This is a genomic window from Telluria aromaticivorans (assembly GCF_013003915.1).
Taxonomy (GTDB): domain Bacteria; phylum Pseudomonadota; class Gammaproteobacteria; order Burkholderiales; family Burkholderiaceae_D; genus Telluria; species Telluria aromaticivorans.
Genome location: NZ_JABAIV010000003.1, coordinates 126,182 through 143,719, shown reverse-complemented (window position 1 = coordinate 143,719; position 17,538 = coordinate 126,182). Strand labels below are relative to the sequence as shown.

The 17,538-nt window shown below is 66.2% G+C and carries 15 protein-coding genes; 6 read left to right on the top strand and 9 right to left on the bottom strand.

Annotation, left to right across the window (positions count from 1 at the left end; all coding sequences use genetic code 11):
- Positions 1-96 precede the first annotated feature (96 nt).
- The 3 genes from HGB41_RS09850 to HGB41_RS09845 form a co-directional block, all read right to left on the bottom strand.
- On the bottom strand, positions 97-1,344 hold the full coding sequence (locus HGB41_RS09850; protein ID WP_171083752.1) for a DEAD/DEAH box helicase: 1,248 nt from the start codon (positions 1,342-1,344) through the stop codon (positions 97-99).
- Between the two features lie 105 nt (positions 1,345-1,449).
- Positions 1,450-1,575: a hypothetical protein gene (locus HGB41_RS23740; RefSeq protein ID WP_267874186.1), complete on the bottom strand. Its 126-nt coding sequence runs from the start codon at positions 1,573-1,575 to the stop codon at positions 1,450-1,452.
- Between the two features lie 83 nt (positions 1,576-1,658).
- A complete protein-coding gene (locus HGB41_RS09845) occupies positions 1,659-2,336 on the bottom strand; it encodes a hypothetical protein (protein ID WP_171083750.1) in 678 nt (225 codons plus the stop codon).
- A gap of 215 nt (positions 2,337-2,551) precedes the next feature.
- Between HGB41_RS09845 and HGB41_RS09840 the strand changes: the two genes are divergently transcribed.
- The 3 genes from HGB41_RS09840 to HGB41_RS09830 all read left to right on the top strand — a co-directional run bounded on the left by HGB41_RS09840 (position 2,552) and on the right by HGB41_RS09830 (position 5,198).
- A complete protein-coding gene (locus tag HGB41_RS09840; protein WP_171083748.1) occupies positions 2,552-3,850 on the top strand; it encodes a sensor histidine kinase in 1,299 nt (432 codons plus the stop codon).
- Positions 3,843-4,613, top strand: coding sequence for a LytR/AlgR family response regulator transcription factor (locus HGB41_RS09835; protein WP_171083747.1), 771 nt, complete (start codon positions 3,843-3,845; stop codon positions 4,611-4,613). The genes HGB41_RS09840 and HGB41_RS09835 overlap by 8 nt, the downstream gene beginning before the upstream one ends.
- 102 nt (positions 4,614-4,715) lie before the next feature.
- Entirely contained in the window at positions 4,716-5,198 is a 483-nt protein-coding gene (locus HGB41_RS09830; RefSeq protein ID WP_171083746.1) for a hypothetical protein, read from the top strand.
- A gap of 15 nt (positions 5,199-5,213) precedes the next feature.
- Here the strand turns inward: HGB41_RS09830 and HGB41_RS09825 are convergent, their stop codons facing one another.
- On the bottom strand, positions 5,214-6,197 hold the full coding sequence (locus HGB41_RS09825; RefSeq protein WP_371868498.1) for an aldo/keto reductase: 984 nt from the start codon (positions 6,195-6,197) through the stop codon (positions 5,214-5,216).
- 211 nt (positions 6,198-6,408) lie between these two features.
- Here HGB41_RS09825 and HGB41_RS09820 point away from each other — a divergent pair, with 211 nt between their 5' ends.
- On the top strand, positions 6,409-7,743 hold the full coding sequence (locus HGB41_RS09820) for an NAD(P)/FAD-dependent oxidoreductase (RefSeq protein WP_171083743.1): 1,335 nt from the start codon (positions 6,409-6,411) through the stop codon (positions 7,741-7,743).
- A gap of 536 nt (positions 7,744-8,279) precedes the next feature.
- Here HGB41_RS09820 and HGB41_RS09815 read toward each other — a convergent pair.
- A complete protein-coding gene (locus HGB41_RS09815) occupies positions 8,280-9,017 on the bottom strand; it encodes a sensor histidine kinase (RefSeq protein ID WP_171083741.1) in 738 nt (245 codons plus the stop codon).
- A 189-nt stretch (positions 9,018-9,206) separates the two neighbouring features.
- Here HGB41_RS09815 and HGB41_RS09810 point away from each other — a divergent pair, with 189 nt between their 5' ends.
- Complete coding sequence (locus HGB41_RS09810) at positions 9,207-9,662, top strand: hemerythrin domain-containing protein (protein WP_171083739.1); 456 nt, start codon at positions 9,207-9,209, stop codon at positions 9,660-9,662.
- 78 nt (positions 9,663-9,740) lie between these two features.
- Here HGB41_RS09810 and HGB41_RS09805 read toward each other — a convergent pair whose 3' ends face one another.
- A complete protein-coding gene (locus tag HGB41_RS09805) occupies positions 9,741-11,366 on the bottom strand; it encodes a response regulator (RefSeq protein WP_171083737.1) in 1,626 nt (541 codons plus the stop codon).
- A 270-nt stretch (positions 11,367-11,636) separates the two neighbouring features.
- Here HGB41_RS09805 and HGB41_RS09800 point away from each other — a divergent pair, with 270 nt between their 5' ends.
- Positions 11,637-12,086, top strand: coding sequence for a hypothetical protein (locus HGB41_RS09800; RefSeq protein WP_229422960.1), 450 nt, complete (start codon positions 11,637-11,639; stop codon positions 12,084-12,086).
- A gap of 163 nt (positions 12,087-12,249) precedes the next feature.
- Here HGB41_RS09800 and HGB41_RS09795 read toward each other — a convergent pair whose 3' ends face one another.
- The 3 genes from HGB41_RS09795 to HGB41_RS09785 form a co-directional block, all read right to left on the bottom strand.
- On the bottom strand, positions 12,250-13,248 hold the full coding sequence (locus HGB41_RS09795) for a GGDEF domain-containing response regulator (RefSeq protein ID WP_171083735.1): 999 nt from the start codon (positions 13,246-13,248) through the stop codon (positions 12,250-12,252).
- 132 nt (positions 13,249-13,380) lie between these two features.
- Positions 13,381-16,455, bottom strand: coding sequence for a hybrid sensor histidine kinase/response regulator (locus HGB41_RS09790; protein ID WP_171083728.1), 3,075 nt, complete (start codon positions 16,453-16,455; stop codon positions 13,381-13,383).
- Positions 16,452-17,510, bottom strand: coding sequence for a uroporphyrinogen decarboxylase/cobalamine-independent methonine synthase family protein (locus tag HGB41_RS09785; RefSeq protein ID WP_171083725.1), 1,059 nt, complete (start codon positions 17,508-17,510; stop codon positions 16,452-16,454). Before HGB41_RS09785 ends, HGB41_RS09790 begins: the two co-directional genes overlap by 4 nt.
- Positions 17,511-17,538: the final 28 nt, after the last annotated feature.

The window sequence follows — 17,538 nt, the reverse complement described above, 5'->3', positions numbered from 1 at the left end:
CGTGGGCAAGGAACTTGCCCACCCTACGGGTATCGTCAAATCGGCCATGTTTGGTGAAAGAAAATTTCACCCAGCAAGCTTAGTTGAAATAATATTTCACCGCCTGAACCGCACATCCTCCGTCACCACCGGCGCATTCCCCTTCGGCTTCTTGGGCTTCTTGGGCTTTTTCACGATCTGCCCACCCGCCTGGGTCACCGGCACCCGGTGATCCGGCACGAACCCGTTCTCTTCGATCCGCTCCAGTGTCTGCCGCGTCAGCGCCTCGATCGCCGCCAGCTGCTCGACCTCGTCGGCGCACACCAGCGACACCGCCTCGCCCGACGCGCCGGCACGCCCGGTGCGGCCGGTGCGGTGCACGTAATCCTCGGCCACGATCGGCAGGTCGACGTTCACCACCACCGGCAAATCCTCGATATCCAGCCCGCGCGCCGCGACGTCGGTGGCCACCAGCACCCGCACTTCACCAGCCTTGAAGCGCTCCAGCGCGCGCAGTCGCGCAGGTTGCGGCTTGTCGCCATGGATCGAGTCGGCCGAAATACGTTTGGCATCGAGCAGCGCGACCAGTTCGTCGACGCCCTTGCGCGTCTTGCAAAAAGCCAGCACCTGCGGCCAGTCGTGTTTCTTCAGCAGGTGCAGGAACAGTTCGGACTTGCGCTTCTTGTCGACCGTCACCAGCCACTGCTTGATCGCGGTGACGGTCGAGTTGCGCGGCGCCGCCTCGATGCGCACCGGCTCGCGCAGCAGGCGGTTGGCCATGGCGCGGATCTGGTCGGAGAAGGTGGCCGAGAACAGCAGGGTCTGGCGTTTTTTCGGCAGGGCCGCGAACACCTGGTCGAGCTCGCGGGAGAAACCGAGGTCGAGCATGCGGTCGGCCTCGTCGAGCACCAGGGTTTCTACCAGATTGAAGGTCACCGCGTTCTGGCGGTGCAGATCGAGCAAACGGCCAGGCGTGGCCACCAGCACGTCCACGCCCTTGCGCAGGCTCATCATTTGCGGATTGATGCTGACGCCGCCATAGGCGACCATCGTGCGCAGTTGCAGGCCGGCGCCATAGGTCTTGAAACTCTCGTGCACCTGCTCGGCCAGCTCGCGGGTCGGCACCAGCACCAGCACGCGCGCGGCGTTGCTGCTGACCGGCGTGCTCTTCCTGGCCAGGCGCTGCAGCAGCGGCAGCGCAAAGCTGGCGGTCTTGCCGGTGCCGGTCTGGGCCGCGGCCATGACGTCCTTGCCGGCAAGCACGGCGGGAATCGCCTGCTCCTGTACGGTGGTCGGGGTGGTGTAGTCGAGCGAAGCGAGGGTCTGATTGATGTGATCGATCAGCCCGAGGGAAGCAAACGGCATGGGGTGGTTGCGGAAATAAATGAACAGCCGCTAGTGTCTCACATCGAGGCACGAGCCGCGGCGCCTGCCCACGCGGGCATGCAGAGGCTGGTGGCAGATACCGCCTCAGCGGTCGACGACGGTGTGCGAGAGGTCGACGATGGGCTTGGCGGGTTCGCGCTGGTCTTTGCAGCCTGCAAGGACCAGGCAGGCGAGGGCGAAGGCGGTAGCGAACAGAAGGCGCGGTGGCATGGAGGATCTCCCAAGGGAGTGTCCATCATACGCCGGTCCGCGCCGAAAATGCATATGCCTGTAGTTTTTTTAGAAACTGCGCATCAGAAGCTGTACGACACGCTGGCGCGCAGCACCGGATACACCTTGAAGTCCGACGCATCCTCGGTCAGGCGAAGTTCCTCGACCGCCACGTCGCGCGCCAGCTGCCCGCACAGGGCGTTGGAGGTGACGCAGCCGCGCGGGATCAGGTTCACGACCGCCTTGCCCTGGTAGAAGGCGCCGAGGTCGGCGCTGAAGTTCCAGCGCTTGTTCGGGCTCAGGGCATTGCCCCAGCCGATGCCGAGATAAGGCGCGGCGCGGCGAAAGGTGACGTCGCCTTCGAGCGTGCCGATGTCGGTTGACGCATAGGTATTGCCGTTGAAAGTGAAGCTGCCGCCCACGCCTGGCTTACCACGCGCATTGAAACGGGTGCCGTTGTACAGGATGCCGCCCGTCAGGCGGAAATTGCCTTGCGGACGCAGGTACCAGTCGAACAGCACGTCGAAGGTCTGCAGCTTGCCGTCGAACTGGTAGTCGACCAGGCCCGAGCGCTTGTCGAAGTCGTGCTTGAAATAGTTGGCGCCGAAGCGGCCGTTCAGGTAGGTCTCCATCGGGACCACGATGTGGAAGCCGGCACCGGTGGTGCCGATGTCGGCCGTGAGGGCGACGCCGACCTGGGCGTGGGCGGAAGCGCCGGCCAGCAAGGCGGCACAAGCAAGGACGGTATGTTTCAGGGTCATGCGGAAAACCTTTCAGTGTCGATCAGCGCAGGCATTGTAGCCGCATGGCACGTGACTACGCGAGCGCCGCAGGCCGGATGAGACGGATGCGCAACGGATTATTTAGGGCCGGGCTCCCCGGTTTCGTCGCCCTTATCCCGGCTCCGTCGCATAATGTCACCCGGCAATGGAGACCGGGACTAATCTGGCGCTGCCCTGACTACTGAGAGAACATCATGATTTCAAGTACCTTCCACTTCGGCCGGCTGCTCGCCGCCTGGCTCGTCGTCTACATTGCTTTCTGCATTTTCCTGGTCGAGTCGATTTTCGAGCATACCGAGTTCGGCGAGCGCGACCTCGGCGGCTATTTCGTGCTGCTCGGCTTCGTGCTGGGGCTGTGGGTGCTGTCGGGCGTGTTCTCGCACATCCGCCGGGTGCGCCTGGTGTCGGGCGCAGTCAATTCCAGCACGCTGTCGAACCGCCAGCGGCGCCAGATCGAGATCCCGTTCGAGGCCGGCGAAGCCTTCGACCTGATCGACGCCGCGATCCGCGAACTGCCGGGTGCGGTCATCTCCGAAAGTGCCCGCGACAGCCTGCAGGTGCGCGCCAAGGTGGCCCGGATCGACCCCTACGGGAACAGCGAGCGTGGCGAGGGCCGGGTCTCCAACTGGGCGCTCGACCATTTCGGTTCGCGCCGCAACCAGATCCTGGCCACCGTCACGCCCAACGGCGACGAAGCCGGCAGCGTGACCCTGATCTGCGAACCGGAAGGCGCGGCCTGGACCGACTGGTTCCTGGTCGACCACGGCACCAACCTGGAAAACGCCGAGGCCATCGTGCGCGCCATCACCCGCCGCGTGGCCGAGCGCCGCCGCGGGGAAAAAGCCAGGGTGCGCCAGACCGCCACCGAGAAGGAGTTGACGGTCGCCAAGCTGAACCTGCTGCACGCCCAGGTCGAGCCGCACTTCCTGTACAACACCCTGGCCAGCGCCCAGGTGCTGACGCGCACCGACCCGGCGCGCGCCGACGAAATGCTGGGCAACCTGATCCAGTACCTGCGCCACTCGCTGCCGCGCACCGAAGATGCCCCCTCGACCATCGGCGAAGAACTCGAACGGGCGCGCGCCTACCTCGACATCCTGAAAATCCGCATGGGCCCGCGCCTGCAGCTGCAGGTCGATATCCCGGATGCGCTGCGCGGCGTGCTGTTCCCGACCATGATGCTGCAGACCCTGGTCGAGAACGCAATCAAGCATGGGCTGGAACCGAAACCGGGCGGCGGCACCGTATGGATCCTGGCGCGCCAGGTCGACAACGCTGTCGCGGTGACGGTGGCCGACGACGGGCGCGGCTTCACCGCCGAGGGCGGCGGCACCGGGGTCGGCCTGCGCAATGTGCGCGAACGTCTGCGCCTGGCCTATGGCAGCGCGGCCTCGTTCTCGATCGTGGCCAACTTCCCGAGCGGCGTCGCGGCCACCATCACGGTGCCGAATGCCGTCAACAGCACGGTTCCAGAAGGAGTCCATCATGCCTAAATGTGTGATCGCCGAAGACGAAGCCCTGCTGCGCGAATCGCTGGTGCAGCTGCTCGGGCAGGTGTGGCCGGAGCTGGAGATCGTCGCCGCCTGTGAAGACGGCGGCAGCGCGCTCGAAGCGATTGCGGCTTACCAGCCGGAAGTGGCCTTCCTGGATATCCGCATGCCGGGCCTGAGCGGGCTGGAAGTCGCCTCCGCCATGCTGGCTTCCAATATCAAAACCGAAGTCGTGTTCGTCACCGCCTACGACCAGTACGCGGTCGATGCCTTCGAGCGCGGCGCGGTCGACTACCTGCTCAAGCCGGTGGCGCGCGAGCGGCTGGCCGGGACGGTGGGGCGGGTGAAGGAAAGGCTGGCGCGCGGCGGGCAGGATGTGAGCCAGCTGCAGGCGCTCCTGCAGCAGCTGGCCACGGTCGCGCCGCCGCAACCCAAGGCGCCACCGCTGGTCTGGCTCACTGCAAGCCGGGGGCAGGAGACGCGCCTGATCCTGGTCGACGACGTGTCCTACTTCCAGGCCGACAGCAAGTACACGGTGGTGATGACCGCCGACGGCGAAGCGCTGCTGCGTAAACCGATCCGCGATTTGCTGGAAGTGCTCGACCCGTCGATGTTCAAGCAGGTGCACCGCTCGACCATCGTCAACCTGCGCGCAGTCGCGGGCGTGACGCGCGATGAAACGGGGCGCGGCACGGTGCGGCTGAAGAACCGGCCCGAGACCCTGGCGGTGAGCCAGCCCTTCATGGCGCTGTTCCGCAATATGTAAGCGAGTGTGAAAGGGTGCCCCCAAGAGAGGAATGTTCGCTACCGTACATCCAACTAACGTTGCCGGTGGTAACGTGTTTACATCAACTCTTGAGAGGCACCCATGAAATCCCTGATCCTTTGCGCAGCCCTGGCGGCGGCTACCTTCCCGGCGCTGGCCCAGACCAATGTCAGCATCAACATCGGCCAGCCGGGCTTCTACGGCCGCCTCGACATCGGCGACTACGGTCCGCCGCCGGTCTACCTGGCGCAGCCGGTCATCATCGAGCGCCACTACCGTTCGAACGTCCAGCCGGTCTACCTGCGCGTGCCGCCGGGCCACCGCAAGAACTGGCGGAAGCACTGCCGCAAATACGGCGCCTGCGGCCAGCCGGTGATGTTCGTGCAGGACCGCTGGTATTCGGACGTGTATGCGCCGCGTTTCCGCGAGAGCCACGGCGGGTATGACCGCAACGACCGCCATGGTCGCGGCGACGACCGCCGCGATGACCGCAACGACCGTTACGACGACCGCGGGCATGGCAAGCACAAGGACAAGCACCACGACAAAGGCCATGGCAAGGGCCACGGCCGCGGTCACGACTAAGGAGCCGCCGGCCGGCTAGCCCGGCAGCGGCGCTTCGCGCGGCAGCAGGCCCTCGTACACCAGCTCTTCCCAGAACGCGGCCGGGATCGGCGCCTCCATCAGCCCTGCATTGCGGCGCAGGTGGTGGGCGCTGCTCGCGCCCGGGATGGTCGCCACCACCACCGGGTGGGCGGCGCCGAACTGCAGCGCGGCGGCGGGCAAGTCGACGCCATGGCGCGCCGCGACCCGGCGCAGGTGCTCGCGCCGCGCATATTTCTCCTGGCTGGCAGGCTGGTAATCGTAATGGTCGCCCCCCGCCAGGAAGCCCGAGTTGTACGGGCCGCCCAGCACCACCCCGGCGCCGCGTTCGGTGCACCGCGGGAACAAGGCCTCGAGCGGCGTGGTCTCCATCAGCGTGTAGCGCCCGGCCAGCAGGAAGATGTCGGGATCGGACTGCTGCAGCGCGCGCAGGCAGGGCTCGACCGTGTTCACGCCCAGGCCCCAGCCCTTGATCATCCCTTCCTCGCGCATCCGCACCAGGCCCTCGAAGGCACCGCCCGGGCCGGCCGCAATCCTGAAATACTGTTCGAACGCGTCGCCGAAGGCGTCCGGCGACAAATCGTGCACGTAGACGATGTCGATGCTCCCCAGTGCGAGCCGCTGCAGGCTGTCCTCGACCGCACGGCGGGCGCCATCGGCCGTGAAGTCGATCACGCGCCGGAACGGCATCGAGGATACGAAGGGCGCGGCAATGTCGCCCGCCACATCGGGCACCAGCAGGCGCCCGACCTTGGTCGACAGCGTGTAGCTGCCGCGCTCGCGCCGGCGCAGCGCCTGGCCGAAGCGGTGTTCGGACAGCCCGGTGCCGTAATGCGGCGCGGTGTCGAAATAGCGGATGCCCGCATCCCATGCGGCATCCACGGTGGCATGCGCCGCCTCGTCGCTCGTGGCGTGGTACATGTCACCCAAGCCGGTGCCGCCCAGGCCCAGGTGCGTGATCGGTCGATAGCGCTGGTTCACGTGGTCTCCTCTCCATGTCGTCAGGCGGAAGGGCCGGGTCGATGGCAAGGCCAGCCCCTGGTCCATGCTACACGGGCGGAGGGCGCAGGGAGCACGGTACCGGATGCCGCCCCGGCCCAGCGATGCACGCGCTGCAGCCTCAGCGCTAAGGGGATGCAAACGTAGTAAGATTGCCACATCGCCCATGTGCTGGCATTGCCGGACGGGCGCCATGAAGGAGCTTGCTTTGCGTAGCGATATCGTGATCGTGGGTGGTGGGGCAGGCGGCCTGGAGCTGGCCTGCAAACTTGGCCGGAAGCTCGGGCCGTCGAAGGTGACGCTGGTGGACAGCCGGCTCTACCATATCTGGAAGCCGTCGCTGCACGAAGTTGCGGCCGGCACCCTCGACATCCACCAGGAGGGCCTGTCGTACCAGATGCTGGCGCACGACAATGGCTTCAATTTCGTGTTCGGCCCGATGACGGCGCTCGACGCCGCCACTAAAACCATGACAGTCGGGGCGATCGTCGCAGCCTCCGACAATGACGAGGTCCTGCCGGAACGGCGCCTCGCTTACGGCTCACTGGTGCTGGCGATCGGCAGCACCTCGAATTACTTCGGCGTGCCGGGCGCGCGCGAAAACACCATCTCCCTGAACGCCACCGAAGATGCCGAGCGCTTCCGCCTGCGCATGCTGCGCCTGATGCTGGCGGCCGAACAGGACCAGGAGGAGCAGGACGGGAATGGACACGGGCAGGGCGGGGGGCTGGATGTGGTCATCATCGGCGGCGGCGCGACAGGCGTCGAACTGGCGGCCGAGCTGCGCGAAGCCTCCGGCGCCTATGTCACCTACGGCTTCGACCAGCTCGACGTCCGGCGCGACGTGCGCATCACCATCCTGGAGGGCGCGGCGCGCGTGCTGGCGCCCTTGCCGGAAAAGGTATCCGATGCCGCGACGAAGTTGCTGGAGAAGCGCGGCATCCGGGTGGTTGCCAACTGCCGCGTGACCGCGATCGAAAAGGACCGGGTGATCGACAAGGACGGTAAGGTCTATCCGTCCAAGCTGTGCGTCTGGGCTGCAGGCATCCGCGCGCCGGAGCTGCTCGAGACCTTCGGCCTGCCGCTCGCCAAGGGCGGGCAGGTCGACGTGGATGCGCAGCTGCGGGTCAAGGGCATGCCGGACCTGTATGCGCTGGGCGACTGCGCCGCCTGCACTGACGGCAATGGCAACGTGGTGCCGCCACGCGCCCAGGCCGCGCACCAGCAGGCGGATTACCTGGTCGCGACCTTCCTGCGCCAGTCCAAAGGCGAGGCGCCGCAAAGCAAGCCGTATGAATACCGCGACTATGGGTCCCTGGTGTCGGTCGGCCGCAGCACCAGCGTGGGCAGCCTGATGGGCTCGCTACGCGGGGCCAGCTGGTTCGTGCAGGGCTGGATGGCGCGCCTGATGTACACCAGCCTGCACCTGATGCACCACCGCGCGGTGCTCGGCACCTTGCGCACCGGCGTGCTGGCACTGGCGCGTTTCCTGGTGCGGCGGGCGACGCCGCTGGTAAAGCTGCACTGAGCGGCGCCAGTTGCTAAATGCCGGTCACGTGAGCGTTGCTATTCAATCGTAGGGTGGGCAATTCGTCATTCAGGGCATTGCCCGAAATTACCTTGCCCACGCGTTCAATCAGTCCGTGAATATTGTCGTTGCCCGACGGAGCGGAGACGGTTTGAACGCGTGGGCAGAATCTGCCCACCCTACGAGTCGCCGGCGGCTCTCAAGTCTGCGGGCCTAGCGTGGCAGGGCAATTCGCGCCAGTTGCTAAATGCCGGTCGACTAAGCGTTGCCACTTAATCGTAGGGTGGGCAAGTTCCTTGCCCGCGCGTTCAATCAGTGCGTGAATAGAGTCGATGTACGACACAGCCGAGACGGTGTGAATGGGTGGGCAGAATCTGCCCACCCCACGAGTCGCAGGCGGCTCTCAAGTGACGGGCATTGGCCGGGTCAGCGACGGCTCCTGAATGTCCGGCGTCGGGGCATTTCCCGGACTTACGCTCACCCAGCAACCGCTTCGGCACCGCCTGACTGAACGGCATTACAGCCAGGCCGGCAGTTCAGGCGGCCGGCGCGGCCTTCGGCAGCGTCATGCGCAGCAGGGCGCCGCCGCCGTCTGCTGCAGACAGTTCCAGCGTGCCGCCCAGGAAACGGGCGCGCTCGCGCAGCAGGCGCAGGCCGTGGCTGCTGTTGGCCTCCATGACCCTGGCGCCCTCAGGCAGGCCGGCGCCGTTGTCGCGCACGGTCAGCATCAGCTGCTCGCCATCGTCGTCCAGCACCACGTCGACTTCGGTGGCGCGCGCATGCGCGGCCACGTTGCGCAGGCCTTCCTCGGCACAGCGCAACAGCACCACGCCCTGGTTGCGGCTGTAGGATCCGTCTTCGTCGGGCAGGCTGGCGCGCGCAGTGAGGCCGTGTTCGGCGCCGAATTCGGGCACCAGTTCGGCCAGCGCGGCTTTCAGGCCGAGGAATTCGAGCTTGTCGTTCCACAGCTCGAGCTGCATCTTGCGGTTGGTCTCGATGATGTTTGCGAGCAGGGTCTTCATCTGCGCGCTGCGGTCGCGCATCGATTTGTTCTCGGCAGGGATGTGCTGGCTCAGCAACGCCAGGTGCATGGTCAGCGCCGTCATCGACGAGCCGAGGCTGTCGTGCAACTGGCGCGCCAGCAGGCGGCGCTCCTCGTCCCAGCAGCCGGACACGTAGGCCAGCATCTCGGTGAGTTCAGCGGTGCGGTCAGTGGCCGGCGCATTGGATGCGCCAGGGGCCGGTTCAGACTGCGGATGTGCCGGTTCGGTCATCGTAAGCTCGGTTAAATGTTTCCCAAATCATACAACAGTTGGAGGGATGGCGGCGCGCAAGGCGGAAGACCCGATTGCCGGCTGCAACAGGGAACAGCGTGCGGTGCCGTACAGTGCGCCCGGCGGTTTCGCGCGATGCTGGGGGTGTGGGAGATGCCACTTTATTAACATAACCGGGGGTTAACACAAATGACGACCGCAGCCAAACCGCAGGATGCCATCACGCTGCTCACCGCGCAGCACCGCGAAGTGAAAGCCATGTTCGATGAATTCGAGAACATGACCGACCGCGCCAAGGTCAGCAAGAAAAAACTCGCCGACAAGATCTGCGATGCGCTGATCATGCACACCACGATCGAGGAAGAAATCCTGTATCCGGCCGTGCGTGAAGCAACCGAAGAAACCGAAGACATGGTCGACGAAGCCGTTGTCGAGCACGCGTCGGCCAAGGACCTGATCGCCCAGATCCAGGAAATGGACCCGGGCGACGACCTGTACGACGCCAAGGTGAAGGTACTGGGCGAACTGGTCGAGCACCACGTCGAGGAAGAAGAGGAAGAAATGTTCCCTAAAATGCGCGAGCTGAAGCTCGACCTCGCGGGACTGGGACAGGAAATGGCGGCGCGTGCCGCTGAACTGCAGTAACTGACTGCAGTAAGTAGCAGGAGCAAGTGAGCGGAGTAGTTTTTACCTGCCCGGACGCCAAGGTCCGGGCAAAGCGGCTCAGGCCGCGTCGGCCGCCGGCATGCTTGCCGACGCCAGCGCTTCCAGCAGCTGGTCCATGCTGACCGGCTTAACCAGGTGCTGGTCGAAGCCGGCTTCCAGCACCCGGCGCTGGTCTTCCGCCAGCCCATAGCCGGTCAGTGCGATCAGCCGGATGCCGGCCGTGGCCGGGTCGCGCCGCAGGCGGCGCGCCACTTCATAACCGTCGATGCCGGGCAGGCCGATGTCCACCAGGGCCGCAGCCGGCAATCCGCTGACCGCAGCCGCCACGCCCTGCAGGCCGTCGGCCGCCTGGGCCACCGGGAAGCCGTGGGCCGCCAGCATGGTCGCCATCATTTCGCGCCCGTCTTCATTGTCTTCGATCAGCAGCACCGATGGCTTGCCCGTGTTGTCGCCCGGCGAATGCTGGGGCGCCTGCGGCGCCACGGCGGGTTCGGTGCGCGGCATGCGGATCATGAAGGTAGAGCCGTTGCCGCTGCCTTCGCTCTGCGCGCTGACGCTGCCGCCATGCAGTTCTACCAGGCGGCGCACCAGCGACAGGCCGATGCCCAGGCCGCCCTGCGAGCGGTCGATCGAGATCGCGCCCTGCACGAAGACGTCGAATACATGCGGCAGCAGTTCGGCCGGGATGCCCACGCCGCTGTCGCGCACGGTCAGCACCACTTCGTCGGCGGTCTGCTCGAGGTGGATGTCGATATTGCCGCCGGCCGGCGTGTACTTGATCGCGTTGTCCAGCAGGTTCGAGGTGATCTGTTCGAGGCGGGTCGGGTCGCCGTCGACCCAGCCGGGAGCGAGGTCGACGCTGAAGCGGTAGCCGGCGGTGCGGCCGGTGGCGCGGAAGGTTTCCAGGCAGCCGGCAACCAGGGTGGCCAGGTCGATCGGTTTGCGCGCCAGCAGGATCTTGCCCGACATCGCACGCGACAGGTCGAGCAGGTCGTCGACGATGCGCGACAAATGCTGGCTCTGGCGCTGGATGATCTGCTTGGCGCGGACCACGGTTTCGCTGTTGGCGCCGGCCAGGCCGATCAGCGACGAGGCGCTGCTGATCGCCGACAGCGGATTGCGCAGCTCGTGGCCGAGCATGGCGAGGAATTCGTCCTTGGCGTGGCTCTTGCGCTCGGCGTCGCGGCGTTCTTCCATCTCGCGCACGAGGCGGCGGTTGGTCGCGGTCAGCTCGGTGGTGCGCTGCGACAGCTTCTCGGCCTGGCGCTTGAGCTGTTCGTTCTTCATGGCCAGGGCCACGAATACCGACACCTTGGCATGCAGCACCTGCGGGATCACCGGCGTGAACATGAAGTCGGCGGCGCCGCGCTGGTAAGCCTTGAGGCGGTCGATCTCGTCGGCCAGGAAGGCGGTAACGAAAATGATCGGGATGTCCGCCGAGCGCGCGCGCTGGTGGATCGCTTCGGCGGTCTCGAAACCGTCCATGCCCGGCATGTTCACGTCAAGCAGGATCACGGCGAAATCATGCAGCAGCACCTGGCGCAGCGCTTCCTGGCCGGACCGGGCCGAATGAACCGTGTAGTTGCTTTCATCCGCCCATTGGTCGAGCAGGCTTGTCAGCGCAAGCAGGCTTGCCGCGTCGTCGTTCACGACCAGGATCTTCGGTTTGTCAGTATGTGCCACGGTGTATGCGCTAATGTCGCCCAAGTTCGGCTTGGGGGTTTGCCTTCGGAGATGAAGAATACCAGAGCCAATTGTTACATCAAAGAAAGCCTACGTATTAACACGGAATCATAGCACGGCGAATAAAGTGCACCAGAGCAAAAAACTCAATTGTGTGCGCTATTACCCGTACGGTGCCGCACATACGCCACAGCTCCTGTGTGCGATAGTGGAACCGTCCAGTTCAGCCGTATCGATGGAGGACCGGGGCCCCAACTTGAAAGGACAATCATGAATATTGATAACATCGTAAACCAACAATTCCACGGCAAGTCGTTTAGCGAGCTGGTCAACGCACCATTGAGCTGCCTGAGCGGCATTACCGAACAGCAGGCCGCAGCATTTGCCGCTGCCGGCGTGCACACCGTTGGCGACCTGGCGAAGATGCCGGTCGTGAACTATGCAGTGGCCATCCGCGCGCTGGCGACCTGCGAAGGCGCTTCCAGCAAGGAACAGGCCGAAGAATGCCTGCTCGATGACGCAGTCGAGATGACCTTCCCGGCCAGCGACCCGATCTCGGTCGACTCCGGCATCACGCGCATCGAAGTGGCGCCGGACAGGGTCGATGCCGCGCGCGACCACCAGGGTGCGCAGGCAATGGAAGCGCATAACGAAGAGGCGCTGCGCAACGCCGAGGTGCGTAGCGGCTACCTGCAGAAGGATGAGGGCGGAAACCGCTGACCGGTTCACCAGCCTGATCGTTTCGTGACGGGCCACCGGCGGCGCAAGCTGCTGGTGGCCCGTTTGTATTCGGGAAGCAGTTCCATGCCGTCTCGCACGTATGTGTAATGTGCAATGCAATTGGGCCCCAATGGGGCCCGGTCGTGAGCGGATGCGCGTGGCGCTAGCGGTGCGGCGCCAGTTCGGCCACGGACGCTGCGCTCGGCAGCGGCATCTTGGTCGCCGACTGGCGATTCGCGGCCGGCGAGCAGAAGCGGTTCTTGCCGGCGCGCTTGGCTTCGTACAGGGCGTAGTCGGCGATGCTGATCAGGGAGTCGACCGATTCCGCATCGTCCGGATAAATGCTGATGCCGATCGAGGTCGACAGGCGCAAGCTCAGGTCCTTGATGAAGAAGGGCTCCGACAGGGCTTCGACCAGCTTGGCGGCCGGGCCTTGCGCGTCGGCCAGGCAATGGATATCGCCCAGCACCACCATGAATTCGTCGCCGCCGAGGCGAGCGACCGTGTCTTCCTTGCGCGAACCGGCCAGCAGGCGCTGCGAGACCATCTTCAGGATCTCGTCGCCGTAGGCGTGGCCATAGGTGTCGTTGATCGCCTTGAAGCCGTCCAGGTCCAGGTACATGATCGCGGCCTTCGCGTGGCTGCGGTTCGCGTGCTGGAGGGCGGTTTCGATGCGGTCTTCCAGCAGGCGGCGGTTCGGCAGGCCGGTGAGGGCGTCGTGCAGCGCCAGTTCCTGCTGCGCGCGGCTGTACTGGGCCAGCTCTTTATAGAGCAGGCGTACCTCGAGCATGTTGTGGATGCGCTTGTGCACTTCGAGCAGGTCGAAGGGCTTGCTGATGAAGTCGCGCGCACCGGCTTCGAGCGCGGCGATCTTGAAGCTCGGCTGGGCGGTCAGGGCCAGCACCGGCAGGTAGCCGCCCTGTTCGATTTCCTTCAGGCCCTTCATGACCTGGAAACCGTTCATGCCAGGCATCTGGAGGTCGAGCAGGATGATGTCGTAGTTATGCTCGCGATGCAGCGGGCACACCTGGTCCGGGAACATGGTCGAACTGACGCAGGTGTAGCCCTCTTCGCGCAATATCTCTTCCATCAATTCGATATTGTCCGGCGAGTCATCTACCACCAGGATTTTTGCGTTCAAAATGTCTTGTCTGCTCGGCATGCTTGGTCTCTTCTACTCGGTCTGGAGGGCCTGTTCCATTTCTTTCTGGAATGGGCTTATCCCATCTCTGCATAGTCTAGCAAAGCCTACAAAATTTCTTGTAGGACAGCGCCGCGTGAGGCGGTAGGAGCATCAACGAACGTGTCCGCGCGGGCTGGCGGCCACCATCGGCGCCGCCGGCAAGGTCACCGAAGCGACCGTCGCAATCAGTTCGCTCGGCTCTACCGGCTTGGAAATATGTGCCGAGAATCCGGCTTCCAGCGCCTTCAGACGGTCTTCCGAACGCGCGAAGGCGGTCAGGGCGATGGCTGGAACCTGTCCACCTGCCTCGCGCGGCAAGCCGCGCACCCAGCCGATGAACTCGAAACCGTCGACCTCGGGCATGCCGACGTCGCTGATCAGGATATCCGGCCGGTTTTCCTGCAGCGCCTCGAAAGCTTCGCGCGCGCTCGCGGCCACCCGCACCCGCGCATGGCAGTCGGTCAGGATGCGGGCGATGAGTTCGCGCGAGTCGCGATCGTCGTCGACCACCAGCACCGTGACCCCGGCCAGGTCATGCACCGCGATCTCGCCGGCTTCAGGGGTTGGCAGGGAAGGCGTGTCGGCGCCGCGCCGCGCCGCGCCGCCCGGCGCCTTGGCCAGCGGCAGCTCGATGGTAAAACTGGCGCCCAGGCCTTCGCCGGGGCTCTCGGCGCGCACCGTGCCGCCGTGCTGCTCGACCAGATGCTTGACGATCGACAGCCCCAAACCCAGTCCGCCGTGGCGGCGCGTCATGGAGGCGTCTTCCTGGCGGAAGCGTTCGAACACGTGGGTAATGAATTCCGGGCGGATCCCGGCGCCGTTGTCGCGCACCGTGATCGCCACCGACTGCTCGTGCTGCGCCACCTCGATCGCGACGATGCCGTCGCGCGGCGTGAACTTGATGGCGTTCGACAGCAGGTTCCAGACTACCTGCTGCAGGCGGCCGGTGTCGCCGGCAACCAGCAGGCCGGCGGTTCCTGGCCCGCCATAGCGTTTTTCTAGCGTGATCTGCTTGGCCTCGGCGGCCGGGCGCACCGTTTCGATGGCGGCGTCGATGAACGAGGCGGGCCCGATCGCCTGCATCTCGAGCAGCACCTTGCCGGAGGTGATGCGGCTCATGTCGAGCAAGTCTTCGATCAGCTGGGCCTGGGCGCGCGCATTGCGCTCGATGGTCTGCAGCCCGCGCTGCAGGTCGGCGCCGTCGCGGCTGCCGCGGCGCAGCACCTGCGACCAGCCGAGGATGGCCGACAGCGGCGTGCGCAGTTCGTGCGACAGCGTGGCCAGGAATTCGTCCTTCATCTGGCTGCTGCGCTCGGCCTCGGCGCGCGCCTCGCGCTCGTTCTCGAGCAGCACCTTGCGTTCCTCGGCGGCGCGGCTGGTGGCTTCATACAGGCGGGTGTTGTCGACCGCGATCGCCGCCTGCAGCGCGATGCCGGTGACGATGCGTTCGCTGCGCTCGGTGAACACGCCAGGCTCCGGGTCGCCGAACAGCATGGTGCCGAGCAGCTCGCCCGAGCGCGCCACCACCGGCACCGCCATGTAGCTGCGCACCGGCGGATGGCCTTCCGGCAGCCCGAATTGCGGCGCGCTGCCGGCATAGCGTTCGTCGCGCGCGATGTCGTCGACCCGCACCAGTCCCTGCGCGCGCAATACGGGGCCAAACAGCGCGCCGGCGCGCGCCGCGCCGATGCTGCGGAACTCGGCCGAGGTGGCGCCCGCCAGCGTGTACAGCGAGAACAGGGTGCCGTCAGCCGCATCTTGCTGGTTGCCGTCGCCTTCCTGCCCGACATGGAAGAAGGCGCCGAAATGGGCGCCGCTGACACCGGTAGCGGCCTCGGTGGCGGCTCGCAGCAGCGAGCGCAGGTCGCGCGTCGAGGCCAGGATGCTGCCGGTGCTGTTGAGCAGTTCGAGCACGTGCGACTCGTCGCGCAGTGCTTGTTCGGTGCGCTTGACCCCGTCGACGTCGGTATTCGTGCCGAACCAGCGCAGCACGCGGCCTTCGGCATCGCGCACGGCGCGGATGCGGGTCAGGTGCCAGCGGTAGCGGCCGTCTGCCCCGCGCAGCGGGAATTCCATCTCGAACGGCTCGCCGCTGCGGATGGTGTCCTGCCAGCGCGCCATCACACCGGGCATGGCGCCTGGCTCGACCGCGTCCTGCCAGTTCCAGCCGACGCTCTGTTCCGGCGTGCGGCCGGTGTAGTCGTACCAGCGGTCGTTGAACCAGACGATGGCGCCATCGGTGCCGGCCATCCAGGCCAGTTGCGGGATCGAGTTGGCCAGCGCGCGCAGCAGCTCTTCACTTTGGCGCAGGGTGTCTTCGGCGCCCTTGCGGGCGGTGATGTCCTGCACCACGCCGGTCATGCCGACCAGGGTTTGCTGGCCCTTGAGTTCGACGTAATCGGGGCGCCCGACCAGGGCTACCCAACGCGGCGGCGATGCCCCGCCCTGTTCGTCGCCCTTGATCCGGCATTCGATGTTCAGGTCGGCGCGCGCCTTGAACGCGGCCAGCACGGCGCGCCGCACCTGGCGCCTGTGTTCCGGATGCAGGCGCGCGCGCAGCTGTGGCCAGCGCAACGGCGCACCGGCCGGCAGGCCCAGGATGCCGGCGGCGCGCACGCCGAGCTGCACCCGGTCCGGTGCGGCATCCCAGCGCCAGTCGCCCAGGCGGCCTGCCGCCAGCGCCACCTGCAGGCGGGTGTTGTTCTCCACTAGCGCCTGCTGGTCGAGTTTACGCTGGGTGATGTCCTGGAAGTAGAGCGTGAGCCCGTCCGGCGACGGGTGCAGCCGCATCTCGACCCAGCACTGCAGGCGGGCGTAATAGAAGTCGCGCACCACGGTCTCGCGCTGCTCCATCGCGCGCAGGCAGTCATGGGCCACCGAGGTGCCGTGCAGGTCTTCGAATTCGTCCCACAGGTTGCGGCCCACCAGGCCGGCGCGGCTCTTGTCGAGCGGCGCGATCATGTCGAGGGCACGCCCGTTGATATAGGTGATGCGCCAGTCGCGGTCCACCGCGCAGAAGCCGTCGCTCAGGCTCTCGAGCATGTTCTCCATGCGCTCGCTGGCGCGGCGCAGGGCGTCCTGCGCGCTGATGAGTTCTTCTTCGGCGCGCTGGCGCGCCGCCAGCACGCTTTGCGCGTTGCGCAGCGCGGCCGAGCGCATCCGTTCGAGTTCGTGGTCGTCGCTCATGCCGCTCCTTCCAGCAGGCTGGCGGCCAGGCGCGTGCCGTCGACCCGCGCCTGCATCTTGGCGAAGGCGGCGTTTCGGCTGATGCCCTCGTCATCGTAGAAGGGGGCAAAGCCGGCATCGTCGGTGGTGCCGAGCCGCTGCGGCGGCAGGTAGGTGGCGGCCAGCAGCACCCGGTCGCACACCTGTCCGGCGGTCTCGACGGTCGGGTTGGCTGGATCGGTCACGCCGACGAACACGCGCTGATCCGGGCGCGCATAGTCGCGCGCGATCCGCAGCACGCGTTCCGGGTCGGGCTGGCCGGCCACGGCGATATAGAAGCTGCCGGCACGGATCTCGAACAGGGTCGGCAGCAGCTCGGCATAGTCGACCTGGGCGTCGCCGGCGCCGTGCACGCCGGCAGGCGACGCATGCAGGCCGATCAGCGCCCGCTGGTCGCTCGAAAAGCGATCGAGGGCCATGTTGTTCAGGTGGACGAAGCTGGCCAGCAGGGCGCCGCTCGGGTCGAGCCGCATGGCCAGCGGGCCCTCGGCGAAATCGACCTGTACCTTGTGCGCGCCGGCTTCGAGGCAGCGCCGGATTTCGGTTTCGTGTTCGCGCACGAGGTCTTCCAGGAACTGCTCGCGTGAATAGCCGTTGATACCGTCGGCGGGGTAGAGCAGCGACAGTGCGGACGGAGAGATGATGGCCTGCTTGAGCGGTAGCGTGGCGTAGGCGCGCGCGGCGCGCACGAACTCGTCGGCGTAGCGCTGGTAGCGGAACGGGCCGTGGGTCAGGCGCGGCATGCGGTGGCGTCCGCCGTTCCCCACCGGAATGCGGAAGCCATCGGGCGCGGTATTGGCGGCGCCATGCACCGGATAGCTCCAGAAGTTCTCGAACTTGCCCTGTTCGCCGTCCGTGATGACCGGCGCGCCGGTCGCCTCGAAAGCGGCCACGGTGGCGCGCACCGCCGCGTCGACCAGCGGCGCGAGCTCGCGCGCCGCCATGCCGGCGCGCACTGCGGCGACCAGCTCGGGTGGACGGGGAATGCTGCCGATAGGTTCAGTCGGGATCATCATCGCTGGCCGGGTGCGGCGCCACCGGGGG

Excerpts from the sequence above, each read along its gene's own strand:
- HGB41_RS09850 (WP_171083752.1), bottom strand. The coding sequence starts at position 1,344 with ATGCCGTTTGCTTCCCTCGGGCTGATCGATCACATCAATCAGACCCTC.
- HGB41_RS23740 (WP_267874186.1), bottom strand. The coding sequence starts at position 1,575 with ATGCCACCGCGCCTTCTGTTCGCTACCGCCTTCGCCCTCGCCTGCCTG.
- HGB41_RS09845 (WP_171083750.1), bottom strand. The coding sequence starts at position 2,336 with ATGACCCTGAAACATACCGTCCTTGCTTGTGCCGCCTTGCTGGCCGGC.
- HGB41_RS09840 (WP_171083748.1), top strand. The coding sequence starts at position 2,552 with ATGATTTCAAGTACCTTCCACTTCGGCCGGCTGCTCGCCGCCTGGCTC.
- HGB41_RS09835 (WP_171083747.1), top strand. The coding sequence starts at position 3,843 with ATGCCTAAATGTGTGATCGCCGAAGACGAAGCCCTGCTGCGCGAATCG.
- HGB41_RS09830 (WP_171083746.1), top strand. The coding sequence starts at position 4,716 with ATGAAATCCCTGATCCTTTGCGCAGCCCTGGCGGCGGCTACCTTCCCG.
- HGB41_RS09820 (WP_171083743.1), top strand. The coding sequence starts at position 6,409 with ATGAAGGAGCTTGCTTTGCGTAGCGATATCGTGATCGTGGGTGGTGGG.
- HGB41_RS09815 (WP_171083741.1), bottom strand. The coding sequence starts at position 9,017 with ATGACCGAACCGGCACATCCGCAGTCTGAACCGGCCCCTGGCGCATCC.
- HGB41_RS09810 (WP_171083739.1), top strand. The coding sequence starts at position 9,207 with ATGACGACCGCAGCCAAACCGCAGGATGCCATCACGCTGCTCACCGCG.
- HGB41_RS09800 (WP_229422960.1), top strand. The coding sequence starts at position 11,637 with ATGAATATTGATAACATCGTAAACCAACAATTCCACGGCAAGTCGTTT.
- HGB41_RS09795 (WP_171083735.1), bottom strand. The coding sequence starts at position 13,248 with ATGCCGAGCAGACAAGACATTTTGAACGCAAAAATCCTGGTGGTAGAT.
- HGB41_RS09790 (WP_171083728.1), bottom strand. The coding sequence starts at position 16,455 with ATGAGCGACGACCACGAACTCGAACGGATGCGCTCGGCCGCGCTGCGC.
- HGB41_RS09785 (WP_171083725.1), bottom strand. The coding sequence starts at position 17,510 with ATGATGATCCCGACTGAACCTATCGGCAGCATTCCCCGTCCACCCGAG.